Annotated in this window: 12 protein-coding genes; 2 read left to right on the top strand and 10 right to left on the bottom strand. The window is 68.9% G+C overall.

Annotated features, from left to right (window positions below; all coding sequences use genetic code 11):
* Positions 1–221: 221 nt before the first annotated feature.
* The 4 genes from AQJ54_RS03490 to AQJ54_RS03475 form a co-directional block, all read right to left on the bottom strand.
* Positions 222–701, bottom strand: a complete 480-nt coding sequence (locus AQJ54_RS03490; protein WP_062233789.1) for a hypothetical protein — start codon at positions 699–701, stop codon at positions 222–224.
* Positions 680–7,534, bottom strand: a complete 6,855-nt coding sequence (locus tag AQJ54_RS03485) for a polymorphic toxin-type HINT domain-containing protein (protein ID WP_428843772.1) — start codon at positions 7,532–7,534, stop codon at positions 680–682. The genes AQJ54_RS03490 and AQJ54_RS03485 overlap by 22 nt, the downstream gene beginning before the upstream one ends.
* 159 nt (positions 7,535–7,693) lie before the next feature.
* Positions 7,694–11,323, bottom strand: coding sequence for a LamG domain-containing protein (locus AQJ54_RS03480; RefSeq protein ID WP_062233784.1), 3,630 nt, complete (start codon positions 11,321–11,323; stop codon positions 7,694–7,696).
* A 32-nt stretch (positions 11,324–11,355) separates the two neighbouring features.
* Positions 11,356–12,912 carry an FG-GAP repeat protein gene (locus AQJ54_RS03475; protein WP_248845291.1) on the bottom strand — a complete coding sequence of 519 codons (1,557 nt, stop codon included), beginning with the start codon at positions 12,910–12,912 and terminating at the stop codon, positions 11,356–11,358.
* A 509-nt stretch (positions 12,913–13,421) separates the two neighbouring features.
* On the opposite strand from AQJ54_RS03475, the gene AQJ54_RS03470 reads away from it, so the two are divergent.
* Positions 13,422–15,344 (top strand): glycosyltransferase family 2 protein, encoded by a 1,923-nt coding sequence (locus tag AQJ54_RS03470; protein ID WP_062233781.1) that lies wholly within the window; start codon positions 13,422–13,424, stop codon positions 15,342–15,344.
* 195 nt (positions 15,345–15,539) lie between these two features.
* Here AQJ54_RS03470 and AQJ54_RS03465 read toward each other — a convergent pair whose 3' ends face one another.
* The 5 genes from AQJ54_RS03465 to sigE form a co-directional block, all read right to left on the bottom strand.
* Positions 15,540–16,205 (bottom strand): hypothetical protein, encoded by a 666-nt coding sequence (locus AQJ54_RS03465; protein WP_020136764.1) that lies wholly within the window; start codon positions 16,203–16,205, stop codon positions 15,540–15,542.
* 330 nt (positions 16,206–16,535) lie between these two features.
* Positions 16,536–16,982, bottom strand: a complete 447-nt coding sequence (locus AQJ54_RS03460; RefSeq protein ID WP_062024002.1) for a sec-independent translocase — start codon at positions 16,980–16,982, stop codon at positions 16,536–16,538.
* Positions 16,983–17,161: 179 nt separating this feature from the next.
* On the bottom strand, positions 17,162–19,054 hold the full coding sequence (locus AQJ54_RS46000; RefSeq protein WP_062233778.1) for a S1C family serine protease: 1,893 nt from the start codon (positions 19,052–19,054) through the stop codon (positions 17,162–17,164).
* 103 nt (positions 19,055–19,157) lie between these two features.
* Positions 19,158–20,117, bottom strand: a complete 960-nt coding sequence (locus AQJ54_RS03450) for a zf-HC2 domain-containing protein (RefSeq protein ID WP_062233774.1) — start codon at positions 20,115–20,117, stop codon at positions 19,158–19,160.
* Entirely contained in the window at positions 20,114–20,812 is a 699-nt protein-coding gene (sigE, locus tag AQJ54_RS03445) for an RNA polymerase sigma factor SigE (RefSeq protein WP_062023999.1), read from the bottom strand. The genes AQJ54_RS03450 and sigE overlap by 4 nt, the downstream gene beginning before the upstream one ends.
* Before the next feature lie 301 nt (positions 20,813–21,113).
* On the opposite strand from sigE, the gene AQJ54_RS03440 reads away from it, so the two are divergent.
* Positions 21,114–21,746, top strand: coding sequence for an O-methyltransferase (locus AQJ54_RS03440; RefSeq protein ID WP_079069724.1), 633 nt, complete (start codon positions 21,114–21,116; stop codon positions 21,744–21,746).
* 170 nt (positions 21,747–21,916) lie between these two features.
* On the opposite strand, the gene AQJ54_RS43205 is transcribed toward AQJ54_RS03440, so the two are convergent.
* Positions 21,917–22,084 carry a DUF3117 domain-containing protein gene (locus AQJ54_RS43205; protein WP_003966491.1) on the bottom strand — a complete coding sequence of 56 codons (168 nt, stop codon included), beginning with the start codon at positions 22,082–22,084 and terminating at the stop codon, positions 21,917–21,919.
* Positions 22,085–22,357: the final 273 nt, after the last annotated feature.

Here is a 22,357-nt window from a genome sequence, read left to right as displayed (position 1 = left end):
TAGCCTGACGTACCATGAAGCGCATCACATGGTTGGCGTCATGGATCATGAGCATGCTGGAATTCGCGGCGGCTTCGCCTCGCGGACCGTATTCGGCTCCGCGTTACCCACTCAGGCAATTCCGAATCTTGCCCCTTGGCCGCCTAGCTGCGAACAACGGTTGGAGACCAGCGATAACGCCCCGCCGATTCCCCCGCGGGGCGTTATCGCTCGTTCTGAAATTAGCTTGACGGAATCGCCACGACCGTCACTTGTCCATCCATTAGACATTCGATGAGCACCGAACTGCCAAGCGGGTGGATCCAGAAGTGCGGCCCGGCGTCCAGGATGTCCCGCGCATGTCGCACCGCAACATCCGCAGGCATGGTAACGGTCGGCATCAAATAGTTGCCCCAGATGACAGCGATTCGCTCACCCCGCTGGACGTAAGAGGAAAGCAGCTCCGCCGCCATCATCGTCCACTGCTCCTCGTCGTCCCACCAGACGCGGTCTTCGAACGGAGTGGACTCGAAGTCGATCACGTCGCCTGTAGCAGCCGGAAATCTGCTCAGCGTCGCTGCCGCCAGCGCACGGTTCTCGGCGAGATCCAGCTTCATCACCTGCCGGCCGTCATCGTCGCGGGAGTCATTCATGAAGTCCGGAAGGTATTCCGGATGACTCCCATAAGAACTACCGTCAGTCACACGTTCCGCCTCAACCACGTCGAAATACCCCCGCTCCCACCAGGGAACCTTATCGCCCATTTTCTAACCGACGCACCCTTGCCCGTCATCACATTGATGTGCGGGCCGATTCGGTCGTCGGTATCCAGGCGGAACGACCTATATTCCCCACCGCTGGTCGCGGTGAACCCGGTATCCCTACCGAAGGTGTCGACCGCAGACTCCATCGTCCCCTGCCGACGCTGCCACGAACCGGTGTCGATAGGCCCCACGATGTCCATGGCCTGGTTTCTGGCCTGTTCGAACGAGTCCGCGTCCAGGACAACCTCACTGCGAGGATTCGCAGGTTTGCACTTACAAAGATCGGAGTGTCCGGGTTGCGATCCGCCACAGTTGTGGACCAGGACCGACGTAGCGCCCGCCAGCACATAGTACGTGTGCAGGTCACCGACAGTGAGGTTGTGGACTGTTGCCGTCAGCGCTGTCCGGCGGTTCACCGCGGTGATCTGGACGTGGGTTCCCGCGGCGGTGGTCAGCCACTCTCCGGTGTGCAGGTCTGTGGCGTTGATCCACTCGCCGAGTTCGGGCACCCAGAAGGGGTGTTTGTCGGTGGCGGTAACCGAGGCCGTCTTGTCGCCCTTGTCGCCGTCAACGTCGATCGTGACCTTGACCAGGTGCTTGAGGCCCTTGCCCTTGATCTCGGCGGTGACTTTCTCGGCCTTGGTCTTTCCCGTCTTCGGGTCGGTGGCCAGGACCTCGTCGCCGATGTCGACGTCTTCGATCTTCTTGGTCGTGCCATCGGCCATCAGGACGAGCGTTCCGGGTGTGAAGCTGTTCGGCTTCTTGACCACGCACTCCGCGGCGTCCTCGGCAGCCTTCGCCGCCTTTCTGCTCTTCCGCCAGTCCTGGAAAGTGGCCAGCAGGTCCTTGCCCAGACCCCAGATCCGCTTCCCCAGCGCCGCGGCCTTGTTCCAGCGGAACAGGTACTTCTTCGCCAGCTTCGCCAGAGGGCCGCCGCCCAGGAAGGACGACACCACGTTCAGGGCCGTGTTGCCGCAGGCTGCCAGGTTGCCTGTTGTGAAGCAGTCCAGGGCGTCCGTGATGCCCAGTTCGTCGGCTGCGATCTTGCCGAGTTCCTTGGCGATCGCGATCGCCTTCTGCTTCGCGGAGTCCTCCGCGTCGCGGGCGATGTCGGCCTTGGCCTGGGCCTCCGTGTAGGTGCTGTTGCCGGCGCTCGTGTCCGCCCTGCCGTCGCCGTCACTGTCGACCGCGCCCGAGTGCTTCTTCGGACCCGGACCGCACTGGTTCCAGCCGCCGACGCACTCGGCCATACGCAGGCCCGACGCGTCGCTGTTCGAGACCGGGCTGTTGTTGGCGTAGGCGTAACCGTTGATCTGCTGGGGATCGGTGTAGTCGATGATCGGGTCGGCCGAGATGAAGCGGCCGGTGTCCGAGTCGTACTCGCGGGCGCCGAGAGTCGTCAGGCCAGTGGACTTCTGGACCGTACCGCCCACGAAGCCCTTGTCGTTGACCCAGCCGGACGCCGAGGATGTCGACTCGTCCCGCGCGTTGCCGAAGGCGTCCATGCGACGGCGGTTGATGGTGCCCGTCTTCGCGTCCACCGCCAGTTCCGCCGTGCCCTGGTGGTCCGAGGCCAGGAAGTGGACACCGTCCGCCTCCCGCATCGCGACCGTCGTGCCGGCGAAGGTGTAGTAGCGGGTGGCCGTGACCTTGGCGGTGGCCTTGTCGTAGTGGAGTTCCGTGCCGGGGAGATAGAACGTCTTCTCCGTCGGGGTGTCACGGAGGATGCGGGCACCGGACGCGTCGTATTTGTACGTCGTCACCGACGAGTCCGCGTTGGTGACCTGCGTCAGCTCACCCTGCTTGTCCCAGGTCAGCGACTGGGTGTCGCCGTCCAGGACGCGCTTGTTGGTGTTGCCCGAGGCGTCGTAGACGTAGGTGTCCCGGGACGTCACCTGCGGGGTCGTGCTCGTCGCCGCGGTCTGCTGGGTGACCGACGACACCGTGTGCGGACCGGACGCGCCGCCGTTCGGACCCGAGCCCGTTTCGCCGTACTTGTAGGTGCGGGTCGACGTCGCCGTGCCGTTCAGACCGTGGCGGGTCTCGGCGGTGCGGTTGCCGAGTGTGTCGTAGCCGTAGTCCGTCCAGTACGGGGCCACTCCCCCGACGGTCGATGCCGAGGCACCCGACGCGCAGGAGGTGTCCGTGCTGCCCGTGCCCTTGGCGCCGTTCGACGCCACTGACGACGTCCAGGCCGAGGAGACCCGGCCGAGACCGTCGTACGTGAAGCACTGCACGTCACTCGTGCCGCCCGACGGCGTGTCCGCGATCGAGAGGATGTCGCCGGCGGCGTCGTAGGTGTAGTCGGCGTCATAGGCGACCGCCGAAGCGCCCTCGACCCGGACCGAGGAGTTGGTCAGGCGGCTGGTGCCTGCCTCGTAGTAGTTGTTGATCCAGGTCTTCTTCGCCGTCGACCCACCGGTGGACAGCTCCAGGGTTTCCAGGTTCGACGTCGGGGAGTACGACGCGTCCGTGACGTAGTTCAGGCCGCCGAGGGAGGTGTTGAGGCCCACGGGGCGCCGCAGGGCGTCGTAGACGTTCGCAAGCGACTCCCCGGGCAGATCAGCGATGGCGGGCAGCGTCTGCTTGCCGACCACCCCGTCCCTGTCGTACTCGACACCGAACTCGTACGACCCGCCCAACTGCGGTTCGGCGGTCTTGGACAGGAAGTACTTGGTCGAGACAGGTGCGTAGTCGTTGTTGGGATCGAGGGTCGGATAGGTCACCGACGAGTAGACCGCGCCGTCCTTGTAGGTGTAGACGCCGTACAGCTCGCCCTTGTAGACCGTGTCGTACTTCGACACCGACAGTTTGGTGCCGGTGGTCGGCTCGCCCTGCCAGGTGGAGGCCACCCGGCCCAACTCGTCGTAGACCGTGGAGGTCTTGTCGCCGTTGACCGTGGCCGACGTCTGACGGTCCAGCAGGTCGTAGGTGTACGAGGACGAGCCCGCGTCGGGGTCGGACGCAGTCTTCTTGCGGCCCAGCTGGTCATAGGTGTAAGTCCAGTTGTTGCCCTTGTCGTCGGTCACCCTCGTGAGCAGACCAGCCGCGTTGTAACCGTAGGACGTGGTGACGGCTGCGCCGTCCGTCGGGTACTGGATCTGGGTCGTCGTGCGGTCCCGGCCGTCCTTGACCGCCGTCGTCCTGACCCCGCCCTTGGGCGGCGTGGTCGTGACGCGGTCGCCGCCGTACGTGTACGTGGTGCGGTACTTCTCCGTGCCCTGGACCTTGAAGATCGACGCCGTCGTGCGGCCCGCGCCGTCGTACGTCGTCTCCGTCTGGGCGTCCAGGTCGGCGTCGACCGGGTCGAACAGGTCGGAGGACGGGGCCTTGGTGGTGAAGTAGGTGTCGTTGACCTGCGCCACGCGGCCCGAGCCGTCGTACAGCGTGTCGGCGACCATACGGCCGCCCTCGCCCTGGGTCTGCTCCTGCCGGGGCCTCAACCAGCCGTCGTACAGCGACCATTCACTGCCGTACGTCGTCCCGTCGTTCTCGATCTTCTGGGTGTGGACGGCGGCCGGGCCGTCGTCGCCGCGGATCAGGTACTCGTACTTGATGGACGGGGTGAAGTTGTTCGCCTTGGGGCGGTCCGGCATCCATACCGAGACCAGGCGGCCGAAACCGTCGTAGGCCAGGTCCGTGCGCAGGCCGTTCTGGTCGACCTTGGCCGTCGGCTGGCCCCAGGCGGGGGCGTATTCGGTCGAGGTCGTCCAGCCGTCGATGTTGGTGACGACGGCCTTCGTCGCCAGGCCGTAGGTGTCCGTGTACACGGTCGAGGACGTGTACTGCGTCTGCGACGACGCCGTCTCCGCGTCCTTCACCACCTTCGGGCGACCGTAGTCGTCGTAGTTGGTCACCGCGGTCGTCTGGTAAGTCGCCGTGGTGCCGTTGTGCGACTGGAGCCGCTTTGTCGTCGTCGGGTCGCCCTTGGTCGGGGCCGCGCCCAGCGTCGCCGAACCGTCGTAGTACGTCAGATCGTCGGAGATGACGTCCTTGGCCCGGTCCGGGGTCGAGGCGCAGTCGACGGCGACCTTCTCCACGCGGGAGACGAGTGAGTAGATGTGCGCGCTCGCGCTGTCGGCGTACTCGGTGCGGGTGCACTGGTTGTCGGCGACACCGACCTCACCGTCGTCGTCGACCATCGTCGCGCGTCCGGTCGAACCGTCGTACGTGGTGGACGACTTGAGGTGGCGCCAACCGCCCGCCGCGAGTGCCGTGTACGTGTCCACCGACCCGGTCGCCACATAACGGGCCTGGTATGTGGCCCAGTCCCGGACCTCGGTCGCGGTGACCGCCGTCCATGGAACCGTCACCGACTTCTCGGTGACGACGTCACCGTTGTAGGTGATCGTCTCCAGCTCCTGTCCGGCCTTCCAGTCGGAGTCGTCGTAGGAACCGCCCGTGGAGTCGGTGACCTTGACCGACCGGGTGGCGCCGGCCTTGTTGACGTCACCGTCGAGGCCGCGGAAGTAGACGTGCTCGGTCTTGGTGTTGGACGCGGAGTTGGTGCCGGCCGACGTGACGACCTGGACCTTGCCGTAGCCGCGCCAGTCGCTCCAGGTGCGGTACTCGGCCTTGGAGATGCCGTCGGCCGGGGTCTTCCGCCAGCCCGCGTCACCGAGGTAGGTGTACGAGGTGACCTGGTTGGCGTTGTCTCCGGTCAGGTCGGTCTGGACGACCGAGCCGACGACGTACTTGTGGAACCAGTCGGTGATCGGGTCGGTGACGCCCGGCGGATTCCACTTCACCGGGAAGCAGCGCTTGACGGAGGAGTCCTCCGCCGGGACGGTGCTCGTCGTGCACTGGTTGGCGGCGTAGTTGACGCTGAGCGCGCCACCGCTCTCGTTGAGGATGCCCGACAGCCGGTACCGATAGAAGGGCAGCAGGTTGTCGCCGGACTCGTCGACACGGTTGGGGAGTTGGGTGCCGTACAGCTCCACCGACGGGACCGACGCATCGGTTCCGACCTTGCCCGTGTGGTCGATCTTGTTCAGCCACAGGGACTTCGAGGCGTCACCGTTGTCGGTGAAGAGGTGGGTGAGTTTCCACTCGTCCACCGGGGTGTAGGCCGAGTCGCCGGTGCGAATCTGCGTGGTGATCTTGGTGAGCTTCTTGCGGGTCCAGAAGGTCGGCGAGTTCTGGCCGGGGCACTTCGTGTTCGCCTTGCAGTTCTGGTCCCAGGGGACGTCCGGCCAGTCGGCGGCCGTGGCGTCGGTGAGCGCGCTCGCGGAGCAGTCGGTCAGGGAGCCCACGCAGCGCTCGGCCGTGGTGAAGACGACCTGGGCGGCCGGCTTGGTGGTGTACACCTGCTTGTCACGCTGGCCGTAGTCGATGCGCTTGAGGTAGCCGCCGCGGATGTACGGCTTGCCGTTCTCCGTGGTCTTCAGGCCCTGCGTGTAGTAGTTGGTCTCCGTGCCGTAGAAGTACGACAGGGCGTTCCCGTGCGGGTCCACGACGTAGTCGAGGTTCCAGCGCCAAGCCTGGGTGCAGTACGCGTCGGCGAAGGTCGCGTTGTAGCAGGGCTCGCCGGTGTCGTCACCGTAGACGGGGACGGTCCAGGTTGAGCCGGTCTCCTCGTTGCCGCTCGCGTAGCCGGGCAGCCGGTTGAGGCCGAACCAGTACTGGGTGCCGTCGGCGGTGGTGATCTTCCAGTACTCGCCGTTGTCGTCACCGTTGGTGGTGCCGGTCAGGTGCTCGACCTTGGAGTTGTCGTCGGAGCTGATCCGCCACTCGCCGCTCTTGTCCTTGACGAGCCGCCCGGAACTGCCGCCGGTGAGCGAGATCGTGGCGTTGTCGAACGCCCAGCACTCGTCACCGTTGGTGTCGGCGTGACCGTCGTCGGCACAGGACTTGTAGCTGCGCTCGATGTAGCCGGGTTCGTAGGAGAAGCCCTGGCCGATCCAGGAGCCCTGGTTGTTGGTGGTCGCCGTCTGGCCGTCGATGGACTGGGAGTTGTAGCTCAGGCCGACGGTCGGCTGGAGGCCGCCGGGGACTGGCGGGGTGGTCATCGGATACGACCACGTGAAGGCGCCGGAGCTGGTGTCGACGCCCCACTGCGAGGACTGCGCCAGGCTGGTCGCCTTGTAGGAACCGCCGTCGCCGCTGCCACCGGCGGTGGCCGCCACGACCGTGGCCGAGGAGGCGGCGGAGCCGGCCGTGAGGAGCTGGGTGGCGGGACCGGAGGTGTCACGCGCCGCCTGCACGGTCGCCGTCAGCGTCTGCCCGGCCTCGTCGTTCGACGTCTTCAGATACGTCGGGGTCGAGCAGGCCTTCCTCTCCGGCGTGGTCAGGACACAGGAGGGGTAGGTGGCCAGCCGCAGCCGGGAGCCGTAGGAACCGCCGAAGGCGTCGGCGAAGTCCGAGTAGTCCAGGGCGATCCTGGCCGGTCCGGCGGTTCCGCCTCCGTCGGTGCGGGCGACGGTGAAGAGCACGCCGTCCACCCCCGCCGCCTCGGTGGCCTGACGACCCAGCATCTCGAGGCGGACGGAGTCGGCACCCTTGGTGCCGCCGGCCGCCTTCGCGATGAGGGGCAGCCCCTTGGCCTTGGCCGGCTTGCCGGTGAGCTGCACCTCAGCACTGCCGGCTCCCGGCCAGTGCGCCTTCTCCGTCTTCCTGACCGCGGCCTTCTCTGCCTGGTCCGTCTTCTTGAACGTCTCGGGAGTGGCGTTCTTGCCGCGCACCGGGGCGTCGAGGTCGGTCTGCGACTTCGGGCGGCCAAGGCCGGTGTCTGCCGTGGCGGTGGGGGCGTATTGCGGCAGCAGCCCTATGGACAGCGCGAGGCCGAGGACCATCGCGGCCCGTCTGCGACCGCTTCGCCAGGCCGGTCGTGGGGACCGGAACCAGGGAGGCGAGGACATCAACTCTCCTAGCTTGTAGGGGGAATGGAGGGGTGGTGCGCACGTCGAGACGGGCGGGCGGCAACGAGGCCGCCCGCCCACACACGGAGGTGGTTACGCCGCGTTCTCCTCGACGCTGGAACCACCGGGCAGACCTGCCACGAGTGACACCAGTGAGGCGTCCAGCGGCCCCTGGTACATCCGCACCTCGTCCACGGCACCGGAGAAGTACTCGCCCGCCGTCTTTCCGGTCAGCGCGCGGCCGACCTGGAGGTTCGTGGTGCTGAAGTCCCAGGAGTTGTCCCAGGCCACGTCCACCGCGGCGACACCGTTGACGTAGAGGAGGGCGTCACCGAAGACCGCGTTGTAGACCAGCGCGAGGTGGTCGCCGGCTCCCGTGGAACTCGGGACGTCACCCTTGTCGAGTTCCTTCGTGATCACCGGTGCGGCGGTGTCGCCGCTGGTCACCACGAGCTGCCAACGGGCTTCGGCCACCGAATACTTGACCTTGATGGCGGTGCCGTTGGCACCGGACAGCGAGAGCACCGTCTGGTCCGCCGTCGGGTTCGCCGCGGCAAGCCGGGCGCGGGCGGTGAGGGTGAAGCTGTCCTGTGCGGTGAGCGGTCCCGCGGCCGCGCGGGTGGCGTATCCGGAGAGGCCGTCGAGAACCAGGTGGCCGTCGCCCCGCAGCGGCTCGGCGGGGGGCTTGCTCGCGCAGTCGGGGTCGGCCTCGGGGTCGCAGGAGTCGTCCGGGATGGTGTAGATCGAGGCATTCCCGCCGAGCGTCAGCCCGGTGCCGCCGCCGGTCTCCGGGGAGACTCCGGCTGTCGCAGAGTCCAGCTGCCAGTAGGCGAGCTGGTGCGGCTGGATGCCGCCGAGTTCCTGGCCCTCCGCGGGCGGGACCACCCGGTCGTGGAGCTTGACGTCGGCGACGCTGCCCTTGAGGGGGGCCGTGTAGCCGTCGAGGTCCAGCCTGCGACCGATCTGCACCGCGCCGGAGGAGCTCCAGACGGTGTGCCGGGCCTGGACGTCGTCGGCGACGAGGACGCCGTTGACGTACAGCATCAGCTTGCCCAGTTCGTCGTCGTAGACCCCGATGAGGTGCGTCCAGCTGCCGACGACGGCCGTGGCGCCGGACACCTTCCAGCTGCCGAGGGACTCCATGTCGCTGATCGGGATGCGGAAGGTCCAGGAGGCGCTGTCCACGTCGTAGCCGAGCTCGAAGCCGGGCTTGGCGGTGCCGTCCTGACTCACCACGGTCATGTTCTCGGTGGGGATCGCGGGCAGTTTCACCCAGGCGCTCACGGAGAAAGTGGAGCCGGTGTCGACGGCGGGCTTGCCCGCGTCGAGGTAGGCGTTGTCGCTACCGTCGAACGTGGCCGCGGTGTCGGTGGAGCCGAGCGGGCCCGTGTCTCCGAAGGTCACCCCGGAACCAGCCGTCGCGTCAGGGGTGCTGCCGCTGCCGTCCGCCTTGGTGGAGCCCTTGGCGTCACCGAGGGTCCAGGCGGCCACGGGCGCGCGACCGTCGCTGACCTGGAAGACATGGACGGTGGGTGTCTCCTGCGCGTGACCGGCACCGTCCACCGATGTCACGTGCAGGGTGTACGGGCCCTCGCTCGGCGGCATCCAGCGGACGGTCGCCGGCCCGCCGGAGGTGGCGGCCGCCACCGTCTTCTGAGCGCTGTTGGCGTTCGGACCGGTGAAGTAGTAGCGGTACTGCGTCACGTCAGCGGCCGGCGAGTCCATGGTGAAGCTGCCGTAGTCGCCGACGCCGGCGTGCCAGGCGTCGTCGTCCGGGTACTCGGCCGAGGTGACGACGGCGGACTCGGGCTTCTTGGAGTCGTAGATGAACTCGCAGCGGGTCTGGTTCCCTTCAGTCGACCAGGCACCGTACGACTCCTGGTCGTAACCGCGGACCGCCCAGGCCACCGTGACGTTCGGGGGGATGCTGAACCCGGGCTGGTCGTCACCTGAGATGTCTTCCCCGATGGTGTAGAAGAAGGTCGCCACGCCGGTCTGGTCACTCCAGCTGGAGTCCACCGTGGACTCCTTGGCGGTCGTCGCATAGTGGGTGACCGTGGTGCTGCCGGAGGTCCACCAGACCTTGAACTGGGCTTGCAGGATCTCCGATTTGGCGCCTGTGTCGCCGTGGTCGTAGTCCCGGATCACGGCGGAGACACGGGGTGCCCTGGTGACGTAGTGTTCGGTCGCCTTGCCGTACTCACAGCTGCCACCGGGCTTCATGTTGAGATCGGACTGGGCCGGCTCCAGCGGCGGGCGGTTGTACTTCACCGACAGGAGGGCGTTGCCGCAGAACCGCTTCCAGTACGAGGTCTCCGACTCGCTGCCGGCCTTCAGCCGGAACGTGGTCGTGTCCCAGCCCTTGTCGGCCGCGGTCTGCACGGCGCTCTTGGCGTTGAAGACGGCGTTCTGGTTGGTGGAGGTGCACGAACCGGCGTTGGCCGTGGGCGACTTGGTGTCGATGGTCGCCTTGGATCCCGGCTGGTTCTCCCAGTTCGTCTTGGAGTTGATTGCGCTGGCACCGGTGCTGTTCACCCGGGCCAGCTGCACCTCGCGGGCGGACGAGCTGTAGGTGAAGACCAGGGTGACCGCGAACTCGGCGCTGATGATGTCCTTGCCCTCGAAGGAACCGGTGGGCAGGGCGAAGAACTGGCGTTTGACGTCGCTCGAACCGGCGCAGCGGACCGAGACGTCCGTGGGACAGCGGCCCACACCCTCGTCGTCGTCGAACTTCCAGTACGAGTTCTGCGCCCAGTTGGAGGACACCATGGCCCAGCCTGTGCGGCTGGCGGTCTTCACGGCCGGGTCGATGTAGACCGGGTAGACGGTGTCCTTGTCGGTGAGCAGGTCGCGGTCGGGGGTGAGGGTGACCGTGTCGTTCGAGACGTCGAGGCCGACGTCGGCCACCTGGGCGCCGTCGGGCGGGGTGGCGGAGTCGGTGTCCGCGGCACCGGCCTCGGTGTCCGCGGCGTCCGAGGCGCCTGTGTGCGCGGAGTCCCACATCAGCGGCTGCGGTGCCTCGAAGACGGCTCCGCCCGCACCGGGGTCGCTGGCGGTGAGGCCGCCGTCCGCGTCCTGGGTGAGGTTCACGGAGTCGGTGCCGACGGGGAGTTCGAGCTGGGCCAGTTCCGGGTTGGCGGCCGCCTCGGCGTCCTTGACGACCAGGATGTGCGAGAAGCCCTCCGCACTGGCGGTGACCTTGAGGTCGACGCCGTCCAGGACGTCGGCATAGGTGGCGGTCGAGCCGTCGACCTTCGGCTTGGGCAGCTTCGTCGGCCAGTCGAGGGAGAGCCCGTGGCCGTCCTTCTCGATCTGGGCGAAGGTCGTGTCACCGCCGCCGGAGAAGGACATAGCGGTGGTGGCGGCCTTCGGCGCGAGAGTGCCGTTCTTCTGCTTGACCAGAGTCGTGTCGATGTCCGTCCACTTGCCGTCCTTGCGGGTGCGGACGGGCTGGACGTACTGCTTGGTCGTGAACGTCCCGTCGGGGTTGGCGACGGTGGTGCTGCGTTCGTCGCGCAGCGTCTGGATCTCGACCGCCTTGCCGGACTTCTTGGCCTTGGCCTGAGCGTCGGACGGAGAGAGGGACGCGCCGTCGCCCGTGGAGGCGCTGGCATCGGCGGAAGCCTGCTCGGCGGCGGGGGCGGGGAGGATGCCGAGGCCGGGGGTGAGGAGGGCCGCGATGGTGGCGGCGGCGATGAGGGGGTGTCTCCTGCGGGTCTTCATCGTGCCGTGCTTTCTGCTTCTCGATCCGACGTTCACCCGATCACCCCGAAGACCGAGCCCGCGTCAGGCAGGCCGTCGGATCCCGGCTTGTTCGTGGTGGTGCCCGTGCTGGTCGTGCCGTCGACGTCCGTCCAGGGCAGGACGTAGAGCACACCCTTGGAAGTGGCCGTCTCCTTGCTGTAGGGCACGCCCACATAGAGGTAGGAGGTACCCGCCACGACCGCGACGCCCGTGTAGTCCCGGGCCGTCGCCGTACCCGGGAGTCCCGAACCACGGGTGAGGAGTTTGTCGTTCGCTCCGAGGTCCGCGTCGAGCGGACGGAAGACGTGGACGGCGCCGGCGTCCTTGGCCGCCTTGTCCCTGCCGGGCTCGCCCACGGCCAGGCGCACATTGGCCGAGGTGGTCACTCCGCTGGAGTCCGTGTTGACGATGGCCACACGCTGCCCCATGAAGTCGCCGGCCAACGCACCGCCGCCCTCGAGGCCAGCGACACTGTTGTCGAAGGCGGTGATCTGGGTGTAGGCACCGGACGGCTGGATGCGGAGCACGAGGACGCCGCCGGCGTCCTTGGTGGTGCCGATGTCCTCCCCCGGGATGCCCACGGCCAGGAGCGCGTCGGAGTTGTACGTCTGGTCGCTCGGCCGGTAGCCGGTCAGCGAGATCGAGGTTCCGAACCCGTCTCCGGCCTCCGACGCTCCGCCGATCCCGGTGCTGTCCTGACCGAGGCCCACGAGTGGCGTCGGCATGCCGCCCGAGAGGGTGTGGTTGAAGACGGCCACCCCGCCGGCGAACTCGAGGTCACCGGCGCTCTCCCCCGGGGCTCCGACGGCGAAGTAGCGGTTGGTGCCGGAGAGCGAGTAGCCGAACCGGTCGTTCGCCTCGGCGTCGCCGGGAACACCGGTGGAGTTCTGGCTCAGGGAGACCTTGGTGCTCCCCTGGATGTACTCGATGCATCCCGCGTCGGTGTAGGTGGTACCGCCCGAGGTGACGCCCTCACCGGGTACACCGATGACCAGGTACGGCACGCTGTTCGCGGTCGTGCCCGCCTTCAGCGCGTAACCGAACCAGTCGTACGCCTCGGTCGTGGTGGCGGAGTCGAGGCCTGCCTGGGTGTATCCGTCGATCGTGGAGCCGGCACCGATGCCGGTGGGTGTGCCGTGGACGACGTAGACCGCTCCGGCGTCGACGAGATTGACGCCGTCCTTCACCACGTCCTCGTACGGCGTTCCGATCACCAGGTCGCTGCACCCGTCGCCGTCGGCGTCGTAGGCGGCGTAGGAGGTACCGAAGCCGTCACCGGCCTCGGGTATGGCGGACATGCCCGCGGTGGCCTGGGATATCTCCGAGACTCCCTTGCCGCCACCGAGCACCACCCGCACGAGCCCCGCCCGCTTGGCACCGCTCACTGTGGCCTCGGGGTCCGCGATCACTCGGTCGCCCACTCCGTCGCCGTTGAAGTCGCTCGACGTTCCCGCCGTGCACGTGGCTGCCGCCGCCTGTGGCGAGGTCAACGTCACGCCCCCCGCCACGGCCAGGAACAAGCCGACCGATACGGCCAACCCCCCGGCCAGATGTGTACGCGTGCGCACACTCCACCCCTTGTTTCCCCTTTGGGCAGGCCTACGTAAGACCACCCTATGAATGACGTAAGAGGAAACTAAATACGAGCGAGATAAAGAGCGTCAAGGCTTCACGGAAAACGAGGGGCTACAGGAATTGCACAGGCTGTGACGATCTCTGCTTACGTACTGCAATCGACTGGAAGCGGACTGTTGAAACGGAAACGGAGCAAAAGCCCCATGAAAGCATCTCTACCCCCTTGATCCAGCCATTGCTTCACAGGATCCTCACTCTCCGGGCGCAGAGGGGTCGTGATATGTTCATGGCTCAAGCAAGCTCCACAGAAGCCAATTGAGCCCAGGGGAAGGGGCTCAGCAATTGACTCTCGCCATGGCCTTCCATTTCGCGCACCGCAATTTTCCACAGATTTTTCGTGACTGCCGGTCGATCATTCAGGCGTATTTCTTGGCTTCCCCATAGGCTCTTTCACTCGGCGAACGACTCACCACTGCCGGCACGGGCAGGTAAGGTCCGTGGAATGCCGAGAGTCAAAGTCAGCGTCGTCGTCCCCGTCTACAACACCGGGAAGTACGTCGACGAGTGCGCGCCGTCGCTGCTGGGGCAGAGTCTGCCCGCCGACGAGTACGAGGTCATCTACGTCGACGACGGGTCTACGGACGACACGCTGGCGCGGGTGGAGAAGCTCGCGGACCGGCATCCGAACGTCCAGGTGCACACCCGGCCCAACTCCGGCTGGCCGGGAGCACCGCGCAACCTGGGCATGCGGCACGCGAAGGGCGAGTACATCCAGTTCGTCGACCACGACGACACCCTCGGCCCGGAAGCCCTGGAGCGGCTCTACGAGCACGCGAAGCGCAATGACGCCGACGTGGTGCTCGGCAAGATGTCCAGCACGATGGTGCGGCCCAGACGTCTGTTCCGGCACACCGTGGACGCCTGCACGATCGAGAACGACGAGCTCATGCAGAGCATGACGCCGCACAAGATGTTCCGGCGGGCCTTCGTCGAGCAGCACGGGCTCCAGTTCCCCGAGGGGCCGTGGTTCTTCGAGGACATGTTCTTCGTCGGCGCGGCCTACCTGAAGGCGGAACGGATCTCCGTCCTCACCGACTACCCCTGCTACTACTGGATGAAGCGGGACGACGGCGGCAACAACACCCAGCACCGCTTCAGCCCCCGGTTCGGGTTCTGGGACAACGTCCGCACCATCGTCCGGCAGATCAAGGACGGCACCGAGGCCTCGGACGATATCGACGCCCTCCAGAACCGCCTGCTGCACCGCAACTACCACGTCGAGATCCTCTCCCGAGCCCGCGAACCCGAGATCCTCCGCGAAGACCCCGCCCAGCAGCGCGAGCGGTTCGAGGCGGCTCGACGGCTGGCGTTGGAGGAGTTCCCCCCGGCCGTACGCGAGGGCCTGCCCGTCGTGTCGCGGCTGCGGGCCGAGCTGCTGGAGGCCGGGGACTTCGACGGGGCCGTGGCGCTCGCCGAGCGGGTGCGTGAGGTCAGGGCCCGCAGCACCGTGGGCGAGTTGCGGTGGGCGGACGGGCGGCTCGTCGCCGACGTCACGCTGGAGCTGCTCCGCGGGGACGGTGAGCCGCTGGTGCTCGTCGAGCGGGACGGGAAGCAGTGGCTGGACCCGGAGCTGCTGGCCGGGGTGCCCGGGACCGAGGACGGCTGGGAGGTCCGCGACCCGTTCCGGCTGGCGTACGCCGAACTGGTCGTCAAGGACCGGGACCGGGAGGACTGGTGGTACCCGGAGGGAGACCTGGAGGTGCGGCTCGAGCCCGCCGGTGCGGGCCGGTCGCGGCTCGTCGCGTCCGGGCGGCTCAGCCTGGACCCCGAACGGCTCGCCGGTGGGCGGCCGTTGGAGCGCGGTGTGCACGACGTGTGGGCCTTCGTCCAGCTGCTGGGCATCGACCGGATGGTCCGCCTGACCGGTGACGGCACGCCGGGTGCCCCGGCCGCGGGCCCGGCGCTGACCGGCGGGCGGCTCGCTCTGCCGTACTGGACCGGCAGCGGCCAGCTCGCCCTCGACGTGGACCAGCGTCAGCGCCGACTCGGTTCCGACACGGCCGATGCCGCCGCGGCGAACACCGCGCGTGGTGAGCGGTCGTTGCCGTTGCCGTACGTGGCGGCCACAGCGGGCGGGACCCCGGCCCGCGTCAAGGTCACCGTGGCCGCGCTGACGGTGGAGGCCGAGCTGATCGGGGGGACGACGGCCGAACTGCGGCTCCCCGGCCGCCTCAAGCTCCCGACCGGGCGTCACCCGGTCAAGCTCCCGAAGACCGACGCCCCGGTCGCGTACGCCGTCGTCCGGGACGGCGCGCTGCTGCGGCTGGAGGGCCCGGCCCACGAGTCCGGCGCCGGCCGTCGACTGCTCGACGCGGTCGCCGACAACCGCCAGGTCCGGCGGGTACGGCGGCGACTGGGCCGCTAGACCGGTAGCGCCGCCAGGCCGGTAGGGCCGCCAGACCGGTAGGGCCTCCAGGCCGGTAGGGCCGCCAGGCCGGTAGGGCCGCCAGACCGGTAGGGCCTCCAGGCCGGTAGGGCCGCCAGACCGGTAGGGCCGCTCCGACCGCCGTCCAGGACAGATGTGGGGCACCGCTCGGGTCCGCGGTGCCCCTTCGTCCTTCTACTCGTACGCCGAGATGTCCTTGATCATCGCGAACCCGAGTCCGTACGCGCTCATCCCTCTCCCGTACGCCCCCACGTGCACCCCCTCCTGGGTGGAGCCCGCGAGGACCCAGCCGAACTCCGACTCCCGGTAGTGGAAGGGCGTGGGCACGCCGTCCACCGGCAGGGACAGGGTCGACCAGTCGGATCCCTCCAGGTCGTCCGCCAGGACCCAGGCCGTCTCGGTCTGCTGGTCCAGCCAGTCGTCGCGCAGGGAGTGGTCCATCTGCCCGGGCCAGGTGAAGGACAGCAGGCCCACCCCGGCCAGCCAGGCGGCGGAGGAGACCGAGGTGGCCTCCAGCAGTCCGGTGCCGTCCGCGCTCCTGCGTGACGGGTTCGCGGCGACGGTCACCACGACCGCGAACTTCTCCTTCGGCTCCCCCGTCGACCCCGCCTCGTTCTTCACGGAGGGCTCGTCACCGTGTCCGATCGAGCCGTGCTCGACGGCCCCGTCGGCCGAGGTGCCGACCTGCATCAGCCAGCGCGGTCCCGTGAAGGCCTCGTCGAGGCCGTACCAGGGGAAGGGCGCCTGAAGGTAGCCGTCGACCGTGCGCCGGGCGGAGGGGACCTGCTGTCCGCTCTCCGCGGCCGGCGCCTGCGCGACCGTCCCGCTCGTCGTCTCCATGTGCCGGACGCCTCCTACTAGCTCTCGTCGGACCGGACCGGCCCCGCCCCCCTTCGGGCGGCGTCGCTGGTTCGCGTACGGCCCGCACAACAACTCGGCAGCATATCCACACCGCTCCGAGCTGCCGGGAAACCGCCCTGGCGCGCGAGGCATACGGGGGTGGGATCAGGCCCTCAGGGGTGTCGGCCGACTATGAAACGCGTCACGTGCCGGGATGAAACGACGTCACGTGCCGGGATGCAACGGCATCACGTGTCGGGCGTACGGCAGCGAGCGGCGCCCGCGAGCGGAAGGGCTCGGCAGGCGCCAACTGGTGAGGGGGCGTACGGCTCAGGTGGCGTCCGCGTCGAAGGGCGGACGGTCGTCCTTGCCGTTCTCCTCGGGCTTCTTGGTCATGTCGATCCGGCCGCCGGAGGAGGACGACGAAGAGGAGGAGGACGCGGACGACGAGGTGTCGGTGCTGTGCACCGCGTCGGTGACCTCGGCCATCTCCTTCTTCAGGTCGAAGCCGTTGCGGATCTCCTTGAGCCCCAGTTCGTCGTTGTCCAGCTGCTTGCGGATGAACGTCTTGGGGTTGAGGTCCTCGAACTCGAAGTCCTTGAACTCCGGGCCCAGCTCCGAGCGGATGTCCTGCTTGGCGCTCTCCGAGAACTCGCGGATCTTGCGGATGGTCCGCATGACGTCCTGGATGACCTTCGGGAGCTTGTCCGGACCGAAGACGAGCACGGCGAGGACAACGAGCGTGATCAGCTCGAGCGGTCCTATGTCATTGAACACCTGAAGCTCCTTGGGGTCCGGGCCAGCACCACGGTACCTGCCGTTCCCGTATGACCGGTACTGTCCCGCGGGCTCCGGGCGCGGGTCCGTGAACGGTTTTCCGGGATGTTTGCCATGTGGGGCGGGATCCGCAGCGGTCCCTGTGAGGTTCGTGTCGATCCGCGAGCGTCAGGCGTACGTCAGCCGCCCTCCGAGGAACCAAGGGTCAGCGTGACCGTGAACTCCCTGCCGGCCCGCTCCAGGGTGAGCCGGAGCAGGTCACCGGGGCGGTGGGCACGGGTCCTGACGATGAGCTCGTCACCGGAGTGGACGGGCCGGCCGTCGACTCCGGTGATCACGTCACCCGCCTTGAGCCCGGCCTTCTCACCGGGCCCTCCCTTGCTCACCGCGGGTCCGCCACCCCGTCCCGTGGTCCCCACGCGGGCGCCGTCGCCGGTGTAGCCCATGTCGAGGGTGACCCCGATGACGGGGTGGGTCGCCCGACCGGTGTTGATCAGCTCTTCCGCGACCCGTTTGGCCTGGTTGACGGGGATCGCGAAACCGAGGCCTATGGAGCCGGCCTGCCCGCTCTCGGAGCCGATTCCCTGACCGGCCGAACGGATCGCGGAGTTGATGCCGACGACCCTGGCCCGCGAGTCGAGCAGGGGGCCGCCGGAGTTGCCGGGGTTGATGGGCGCGTCGGTCTGGAGGGCGTCGACGTACGACACGTCGCTGCCGTCCCCGCGTTCGCCGCCCGCGGTGATGGGCCGTTCCTTCGCGCTGATGATGCCGGAGGTGACGGTGCCCTCCAGGTCGAAGGGGGCGCCGATCGCGACGACGGGGTCGCCGACCTGGACGTTGTCGGAGTTGCCGAGGGGCAGCGGCCGCAGCCCCCGGACCCCGTTCACCCTGACGACGGCGAGGTCGTAGCCGCTGTCCCGCCCCACGACCGTGGCCTTGGCGGTGTCCCCGCTCTGGAAGGTCACCGATATCTCCCCGTCGGACCCGGCCGGCTCGACGACGTGGTTGTTGGTCAGGATGTGCCCGAGACCGTCCAGCACGAAGCCGGTTCCGGTGCCGGACTCCCCGGTGCCGCGCACATGCAGGGTCACGACGCTGGGCAGCGCCCGTGCGGCGATCCCGGCGACCGTCCCGGGGGCGCGCTCACCGGACTCCCGCCCGGCCTGCGGCAACTCCACGACACCGCCCTCGACCCGGTTCCGCTCCAGATACACCCCTACGGCCCCTCCGACCCCGCCGGCCACGAGCGCGAGCAGGACGGCCCCGGTCAGCAGGGCCTGCCGGGTCGGCCGACTTCCTTGGTCCTGGGTGGGGGCGGCGGCACCGGTCTGTTGGAAGGGGGCGGGGGCCCAGGGGTCGTAGTTCTGCCAGGGGGTCGAGGGAGGGGGCGCCGTGTCGTCCGCCGGGGCGGGCAGGTCGTCCGGCGGGACGGGCAGGTTCTCCGCTGGGGCGGGCAGGTTCTCCGGCGGGGCGGGCAGGTCGTCCGCCGGGGCGGGCAGGTCGTCCGCCGGGGCGGGCAGGTCGTCCGCCGGGGCGGGCAGGTCGTCCGGCGGCCGCGTCGACGTGCCGCCCTGCGGGGATACGGTCGCCGCCGGGTGCTGGACCGGCGGGGCGAGCGCCCAGGGGCCCGGTACGCCGTACGGCGGGGTGTCGGTGGAGCTGGCGTCGGTGTCCTGCGGCGGCTCGGGACGGTCCGTGACGGGCTCGGCGGCAACCGCCTCCGGCGGGGCAAGCTCGAAGTCACCGTCGGGCGTCGGCGCAACCGGGACAGTGCCGGAACTCCCACCCGGAGCCCTCAGCTCGAAGTCCCCGTCCGGCTCAGGAGGACCCTCCGGAGCCCTCAGCTCGGAGTCCCCCTCCGGCTCCGAAGGACCCTCCGGAGCCGTGCGCTCGAAGACCCCGTCCGGCTCCGCCGAACCCCGCGGAGCCGCGAGCTCGAAATCCCCGTCGGAAGAGGCCGCCGCGTCAGACCCCGGCGTGTCCTGCGGAGCATCAGGCTCGCTCGGCCCGAAACTCTTCCGCCCCTGAGGTCGGCTCCACCATTTCGACTTCGTGAGCTTCCCCTGGTCCACGCGATCCCCCCAACACACACCCACAGCTGACCCGCCGCGTCCGCGGCGCGTCGACCTCTCTGTGGATTCAACCAGGTTCACGCGCCCCGGAGCAGGGCGCCGGTCAGCGGGCGGAGGCGGGGGGCGTCGGCGCTGACGTGTTCGGCGGGACGGGTGCGGCGAGGAGGCCGGTGGCGGTGAGGTCCGGCGTGGGGGACAGGGACGTCAGGGTGAGCGGCGGGGTCTCGCTGAGCGGACGTATGAGCGGGGACATGGCGGCGGCACCCGCGACCACAGGAGCCGTGAGGGTGTGCAGCGCGGCCTGCTGGACCTGGGCGGGGATACCCGGGAGCAGTGGAGCGGAGGCCTCGGTGGGGGCGACCGGGGTTTCGCCCAGTGCCCGCTGCCCCTGTTCCTGCGCGAGCAGCGGGCCCACGCCACGCCGACGCTGGTTCTCCGGCACCGCCGCTCCCGTGCCAGGGGCGCGCGCCGGAGTGACGTTGCTGCCGGCCCCGCGGGCCTCGGTGTCGCCCGGCACGCCGGTGGTCACGCCGCCCAGCGCGATCGCGGCGAGCGACACCGCCCCGGCGGCGACGAACGCGATCCGCATACCGCGCGAGGCGGAGCGCTCGGCCTCGTGGCGGCTGACGTCATGGATGCGGAAACCCCGGCCGGCGACGGGCGGAAGCACCCCCGCGTGCGTGCCTGCGGGGACGTAGTCGAACTCGAAGCGATCGCCACGTCTCACCCCGAAGGCCCCGGCGCCGGGTCGTCCCGACAGTCCTCCGATGCCTCCCCCGCCGAACGGCGAGCTGTCGCCGTCCTCCGGATCACCTCCGGGCAGCCCCTGGAGGCGGGCGAGGAAGCTCTCGGAGGGCGGCGGCGGGGCGGCCTCCGCGAAGACGTTCTTCAGGCGGCGCTGTGCGTCCGCCTCCGCCTTGCACTTCGCGCAGGTGGCGAGATGCGCGAGGACACGCTCACGCGTGGCATGACCGAGCTCGCCGTCCACCAGGGCGGCGAGTCGGTCTCCCAGATGCTGTTCCGCGAGGCTTCCCTCGCCGGGTTTGGGCAGTGATCCACTCACGCGGGCGCGCCCCCTCCTCCCAGCGCGGGGACCCGGGCCATGAAGGAACGGCGCTCGGCGCGGGCCTCCGGGGAGCGGTGGGCGAGGGCCTTGCGCAGCTGGGAACGGCCGCGGTGGATCCGCGAGCGCACGGTGCCCAGCTTGACGCCCAGGGTCGCGGCGATCTCCTCGTACGACAGTCCCTCGATGTCGCACAGGACGACCGCGGCGCGGAATTCCGGCGCGAGGGTGTCGAGGGCCTGCTGGACGTCCGCGTCGAAGTGGGCGTCGTTGAAGACCTGCTGGGGGGAGGGCTCACGGCTGGGCAGTCGCTCGGCCGCGTCCTCACCGAGGGCGTCGAAGCGGATGCGCTGCTTGCGGCGGACCATGTCCAGGAAGAGGTTGGTGGTGATGCGGTGCAGCCAGCCCTCGAAGGTGCCCGGTGTGTACGTCGACAGCGAGCGGAAGACGCGGACGAAGACCTCCTGCGTGAGGTCCTCGGCGTCGTGCTGGTTGCCGGTGAGGCGGTACGCGAGGCGGTAGACGCGGCCGCTGTGCGTGCTGACGATCTCCTCCCAGGTGGGCGGAGTCCACGCCTGCCCGTCCGCGTCGGTGGCGAAGGTCGCGGTCTGGGCGTAGTCGCCGGCGTGGCTGTGGTCAGCGGTGTCGTTCACGGATTTCGGCCTGCCCGCCGATCCGAGGAAGCGCCGCAGCACTCCCCCACGATCCCCAGGCGCGGCCGCACCTCCCCTGTCGGCTCTGGTTGTCTCCAGTGGAGCCCCTACCATAGCCACCTCGCCCGTTAGCTCCGGATAAGCGGTTTTACGAGAATTTGATCTGGGCTGATACCACTCGGTCCCCTGCGTCAGCAGTTGCTCGAGGGCCTGCTCGTCATCGTGATCCAACTGTGTCCCCCCGGGTGCGTCTCCACCCCTCTAAACGCCCGGTCCCATCTGCGGGTTCCCGACGCCAACGGATACAGTCACGCCCAGGCAACCACGGGGCAAGGAGAGGGCCATTACCGCCAACCGGCAGACGAGCTGGGCGTTCGCCGACGCCTACGTCGCCGAGGACGAAGTGCTGCTCTGGGCCCGCGACCGGGCCCGTGAGGCGGGGCTGCGCTCGGTGTCGCCCGGCACGGGCGCGGCGCTGCGGTTGCTGGCGGCCTCCGTGGACGCGAAGGCGGTGGCCGAGATCGGCACCGGCACCGGTGTCTCCGGCATCCATCTGCTGCACGGCATGCGCCCCGACGGGGTGCTGACCACCGTGGACCCCGAGCCGGAGCACCAGCAGTTCGCCCGCCAGGCCTTCCGCGCCTGCGGTTTCGCCAGCAACCGGGCCCGCTTCATCCCGGGCCGCGCGCTGGACGTCCTGCCCCGCCTCGCCGACGCGGGGTATGACCTGGTCTTCTGTGACGGCGACCGGCAGGAGGTCATGGACTATCTCGCTGAATCGTTGCGCCTGCTGCGTACGGGTGGCCTCGTGGTCTTCGAGGGCGTCTTCGCCAACGGCCGCACGGTGGACTCGGGACCGCAGCCGACGGAAGTGCTGCGGCTGAGGGAACTGCTGCGGGCCGTCCGCGAGACCCAGGAGCTGCTGCCGTCACTGCTGCCGGTCGGCGACGGGCTGCTCTGCGCCGTCAAGCGATAGCGAGACCGGCACCGATGCCGAGACCGGCATCGGCATCGGCATCGGCATCGGCAGCTCCGGGAGCAGCCGCTTCCGGCCCGTACCGCCATCCGGGTGTCCGTCCGGGCAGACCGCTGCCCCGGCACCTCAGGAGATGCCGGGGCAGCCGAAAGGGTATGGTCGCTTCCGCGTCAGCCGACGACCTTCTTGAGGGCGTCGCCGAGCGCGTCGGCCTCGTCAGGGGTCAGCTCGACGACGAGCCGACCGCCGCCTTCGAGCGGAACGCGCATGACGATGCCCCGCCCCTCCTTGGTCACCTCGAGCGGGCCATCGCCCGTCCGCGGCTTCATGGCCGCCATGCTCGTTCCCCTTCCTGAAACCAGCTCATCGCCAAAGCCGACGGCCCTGGAGGGCACGCGCGTCAAAGTGGGACACGCGACACCGGCATCGAACACATTGCTTCCAGGCCATTATCCCGCATCGCGGGACCCGATGACCAACATCAGTCGGCATCGCTTGGGCAACGCGCGCGAGCAAAACCACTCAATTCGGCGATGTGGCTGCGATACTCCGCCACCGCGCGGATCCGGACCCGCTGGGAACGCTCCCGAATTCTTTGACGCAGGTCACAC

The sequence above is a fragment of the Streptomyces griseorubiginosus genome (assembly GCF_001514195.1).
Lineage (GTDB): Bacteria > Actinomycetota > Actinomycetes > Streptomycetales > Streptomycetaceae > Streptomyces > Streptomyces griseorubiginosus.
The sequence above is the reverse complement of the archived record's forward strand: the minus strand, read 5'-3'. Positions and strand labels throughout refer to the sequence as shown.